General features: G+C 43.8%; 6 protein-coding genes and 1 pseudogene. 5 read left to right on the plus strand and 2 right to left on the minus strand.

Annotation, left to right across the window (positions count from 1 at the left end; all coding sequences use genetic code 11):
* The 5 genes and pseudogenes from A3757_RS26870 to A3757_RS14915 all read left to right on the plus strand — a co-directional run.
* Positions 1 to 343, plus strand: a pseudogene (locus tag A3757_RS26870) (alanine--glyoxylate aminotransferase family protein); the annotation flags it as partial.
* Positions 344 to 412: 69 nt separating this feature from the next.
* Positions 413 to 874: a flavodoxin family protein gene (locus tag A3757_RS14900; protein ID WP_068509571.1), complete on the plus strand. Its 462-nt coding sequence runs from the start codon at positions 413 to 415 to the stop codon at positions 872 to 874.
* Between the two features lie 45 nt (positions 875 to 919).
* On the plus strand, positions 920 to 1,396 hold the full coding sequence (locus A3757_RS14905; RefSeq protein ID WP_068509573.1) for an FKBP-type peptidyl-prolyl cis-trans isomerase: 477 nt from the start codon (positions 920 to 922) through the stop codon (positions 1,394 to 1,396).
* A gap of 70 nt (positions 1,397 to 1,466) precedes the next feature.
* Positions 1,467 to 1,805 (plus strand): P-II family nitrogen regulator, encoded by a 339-nt coding sequence (gene glnK, locus A3757_RS14910; RefSeq protein WP_068509576.1) that lies wholly within the window; start codon positions 1,467 to 1,469, stop codon positions 1,803 to 1,805.
* A gap of 74 nt (positions 1,806 to 1,879) precedes the next feature.
* Positions 1,880 to 2,752: an ABC transporter substrate-binding protein gene (locus A3757_RS14915; protein ID WP_068515816.1), complete on the plus strand. Its 873-nt coding sequence runs from the start codon at positions 1,880 to 1,882 to the stop codon at positions 2,750 to 2,752.
* Between the two features lie 48 nt (positions 2,753 to 2,800).
* Here the strand turns inward: A3757_RS14915 and A3757_RS14920 are convergent, their stop codons facing one another.
* Entirely contained in the window at positions 2,801 to 3,679 is an 879-nt protein-coding gene (locus A3757_RS14920; protein ID WP_068515818.1) for a CoA ester lyase, read from the minus strand.
* 21 nt (positions 3,680 to 3,700) lie between these two features.
* The gene (locus A3757_RS14925; protein WP_068515820.1) at positions 3,701 to 4,549 is read right to left on the minus strand and encodes an acyl-CoA dehydrogenase; all 849 of its coding nucleotides are present in this window, start codon (positions 4,547 to 4,549) and stop codon (positions 3,701 to 3,703) included.
* Between the last annotated feature and the right edge of the window lie 75 nt (positions 4,550 to 4,624).

Genomic DNA, 4,624 nt, shown 5'->3' on the forward strand with positions numbered 1-4,624 from the left:
TGAGCTGCACCATAAGGCACTGGTTGCTGGTCTAGAAGCGCTCGGCATTGAAATGCTAGTGCCTAAAGATATTCGCCTATCTCAACTTAATGCAGTGAAGATTCCAGAAGGTATTGATGATGCGACTGTTAGATCAACACTACTTAACCAGTACGACTTGGAACTTGGTGCAGGGCTAGGTAAGTTTGCTGGCAAAGCATGGCGAATCGGCTTAATGGGCAATGGCTGTAATCGTAAAAACGTTGATTACTGCGTTAGCTCTTTAGGCGCGGTGCTTAACGAACTTGGACATAGCTGCGATGTCGACGCTGCAATGTCTGCAGTAGAGAATGCATACCCATAACCCAATAGACAGGGCTAGGGTATGAGTAATCCACTCCTACCCTAAGCTTTGTATCTCAAGCAAAGCGAAATGAAAAAACTCCTTTTGGTCGCCCACAGCCCGTCTGAAAATACACAAGCCCTACAACAAGCTCTGTGCCAGGGTGTCATCAGCCAAGCTCTTGAGCAAGTTGAATTCAAGTCGAAAACTCCTTTTGAAACACAAGCAGAAGATGTACTAAGTGCAGACGCCATTATACTCGGCACTACCGAGAATCTAGGCTACATGAGTGGTGCCCTCAAAGATTTCTTCGACCGTTGCTATTACCCATGCTTAGAAGCGAAACAAGGCTTACCCTGTGCCGCGTATATTAGAGCCGGTCATGATGGCACAGGTACAATTCGTGCTCTCGAAACCATTACCACTGGCCTTAAGTGGCGATGGGTACAGGAGCCCCTTTTACTAAAAGGCGCTTACCAAAAAGAGTTTGAGAGCCATTGCTCGGAATTAGGTGGCGCAATGGCATGTGCACTTGATCAGGGAATCATTTAGAATCTATTTCATTCCAATACCGATTTAATAAAAGGCAAATCACCCGTGTTAAAAATCATTGTTGTCATACTTGTTGTTGCACTTGCAGCATTCATCGTCCACCGCACTAATCAAAACAAAAAGCTAGCCGTTGAGAATCAACAATTAGGCAGTGAGTTTCTTGCCCAAAACATGACCAAAGAAGGCGTTGTCACAACCGAGTCGGGTCTTCAATATAAGGTACTTCAAGCCGGTACGGGAGAAGCCCACCCTACTGCAAACGATAAAGTTAAAGTTCATTATCATGGCACCTTAACTGATGGCACTGTCTTTGATAGTTCCGTAGCTCGCGGACAACCTATCTCTTTTGGCTTGAATCAAGTTATCAAAGGCTGGACTGAAGGTCTGCAACTTATGGTGGTTGGCGAGAAGACCCGATTATTTATTCCGAGCGAACTTGGCTACGGAAATAGAGCTGCTGGCGCCATCCCGGCTGGCTCGGTACTAATTTTTGATGTTGAGTTGCTTGGCATCAATGAATAAACAACTATAGTGAGATATAACTACTCGTAACAGAACAATTACGAGTCTTTTTAAGATAACGGAGAATAGAATGAAGCTTGTTACTGCGATAATCAAACCTTTTAAACTTGATGATGTACGTGAAGCACTATCAGAAATCGGTGTTCAGGGTATAACAGTTACTGAAGTTAAAGGATTTGGTCGCCAGAAAGGTCATACAGAGTTGTATCGTGGCGCTGAGTACGTTGTAGACTTTCTACCAAAAGTTAAACTAGAAGTAGCGATCAGTGAAGATATGCTAGATAAAGTTATCGAAGCGATGACAAATGCAGCCAATACTGGAAAGATCGGCGACGGAAAGATATTTGTTTCATCACTTGAGCAAGTGATTCGAATCCGTACTGGCGAAACCGGTAGTGACGCTGTATAGATAAGCCTATAATGCGAGTAGTGAGCTACTCGCATTGTTTCAGCTTCAAAGCAGCTAACTAAAAGGAGGCACAAATGAAACATCCAACAAGATGGGTATTCATTCTAAGCTTTCTTCTTTCTTTACAAGCCTCTCTTAGCTATTCACAAGAAAAAACTTCGCTTACCTCTCCCGACAATAAATCTACTATCATTCTTGGCTATAAAGAAGGCAGCAAACCGCCCTATATCGGCAACAAAAATGATAATAGCGGTGCATACCGAGAACTTTTCTCTAAAGCAGCAGAGATGATAGGACTCTCACTTGAAATCGTAAGGTTACCTAAAAAACGTGTTTATCATCACCTTAAAGAAGGTGATATCGATTTCTATCCCTCGTCTGGTTTTTCAGAAAAAAGATCACAGTTTTTATATTGGCTGGACAATGGCTTTCTATCGAAACAAGCCTTAGTCTCAGACATTACAGACTTCGAAATAAAAGACTTTAAGAAGGCGAAAGGTACTTTGCTTGTCCCTTTAGGAGGTAGCTCCGCTGAATATGCCAAAGGTGCTCCTCAAGTAAGCATTCAGAAAATGGGCAAGTTGCCTATTGATAAAGCAATTCAGGCACTGAAACTAGGTAGAGGTAATTTCTACGTATATGATATAGATATCTTGGATTATTACTTAAAACGAAACCGCATTAAGCAGTTTAGTGACATTGGCCTTCGGCTTCACCCAAATGCAATTGAGAAGGAATACTCTTCGTTAAAAGCGGCCTTCTCTATTAATTCAAAACACTTTAAGCAACAACAAAATAGCAGATTTGATAAAAACAGCGCTTTAGGCTTTAACAATCAAAAAACCAGTCCCCATAAAGGCTCCGCTGCTTATCAATTCCAACAAGCATTAAAGCACTTACAAGAAAGCGGATATACTCAGACGGTTTATCAAAAATATTTTAAGTAATTAGAAAGAGGCTCACTATAAGCAAGCCCTCACTAGTAAAGAGGTCGGCTATGCTAAAGCTTTAGCATTTCTCAATAATTCTCTTGCCCGCTCTACAACCGGCAAATCAATCATCTTGCCTTTATATTCAACAGCTCCCTTGCCTGCAGCCAAGCCTGCTTCAAATGCTGCAAGCAAACCTTCAGCATGTTCTACCTCTTCCGCGCTAGGCGTCAATACTGCATTAATGACTTCTACTTGCTTAGGATGAATACAGAAGGCTCCTACAAAACCTAGCTGCTTGGCAAACTTAACCGTTTCAGTAAATGCATCAATATCGCTGTAGTCAGCTATCGAACCTGGAAAACCCAAAGGCATAATGTTGGCACGACGACAAGCAAATGCCAGCATCTGATTTGGCAGCAACAAGGTTTGAGGAAGTGGCTGCATGCCAGCTGTCGCCGAGAAATCTTCAGAGCCTAAAGTCATCGCCACAACACGCGGGTCTGCTGAGGCGATTTCATCCAGTTTGGGTAAAGCATCAACCGACTCAATCATTGCAATAATCGCTGTATGCCCTTGAGGAATATTTCGCTCCTGTTCCAATTTAGAAATCTTAGCGGCGAACTTCCGTAACTGGTCAGCAGACTCAACCTTTGGCACTACAATCGCGCTAACATGCTCACTGACCGACGCGACAACATCGCCCATGGCAAAGCGCTCATCAAGGTTGATTCTTACCAATGCAGCAGCACCATCCTGGCTAACCGTTTTCGCAGCCGGGACCACACACTCTCGAGCTTCTGCTTTTTGCTCTAGCGGAACACTATCTTCCAAGTCCAGAATATAAGCATCAGCACCACGCGTATGCGCTTTGGCGACGAATTTCTCAATGTGCACAGGGATAAACAAGGCCGTACGCCAGCCTGGGTAGTCTAATTTCTTCATTTTATTCTCGCTCACGAATCCTTAGGCCAAACTTGCTTTAATTGTCATACAAGTAAAACCATCATTATCAGCAGACCATAGGGATAAATCATCGCCATCCCGCTTACCAGACACGGTAAACACCGAGGTATCAAACGTCGGTCTAACCGCTCGGAACTTGAAGGTTTTCAAAGATTTATCGGCAATATTATGACGTTTAAGTTCTAACAATAAAGTCACCAGCAATGGCCCATGAACAACCAAGGCAGGATACAGCTCTTCGTTTACCGCGTAGTCGCGATCATAATGAATACGATGGCCGTTATAAGTCAGCGCCGAGTAGCGGTATAGCAACACTGGGTTTGGCGTGATTTCTTGCGAAAAATCGGCTTCAGAAAGCGCAGGCTTGCCTGGTGGCAACTCAGCTCTTTCTGTTGGTTGCTCCCGGTAAACAATATTCTGTACCTGGCTGATACACAGCTCACCCGCTTGTGAAATATCATGGCGAACATTAACGAAAACCAACACGCCGGTACTACCCGTTTTAAGTTCAACAGATTCAATCGTCGATAATCGAGAGGCCGGCTGGCCAATAATCAAAGCCTTATGACACTCAACCTCACCGGCCGCCCACATCCTGCGAGGAAGTGGTACAGGGGGTAAAAAGCCACCTTTATCCGGGTGCCCATCAACACCTGTTGCACTGGCTTTTGGCGTTGGCAGAAAATACATCCACTCCCAAAATGGAGGTAAGGCATCACCTTTCTCGGGTAGAGTCTCGTTATCAAGTGCCGCAGCCAAAGCTTGCGCCTGAAAAAGACTAATATCATCTTCTTTGGTTTCTTGCTTTCCTACCCACTGCTGCAAGTACTCAATATCTATATCGCTCATAGAGACTCCCTTGGATCTTTTATAGCTAAAATTCTTATATATTTGATTTACGAATATGTTCGAACTGGAAATTTA

Source organism: Oleiphilus sp. HI0117, assembly GCF_001635235.1.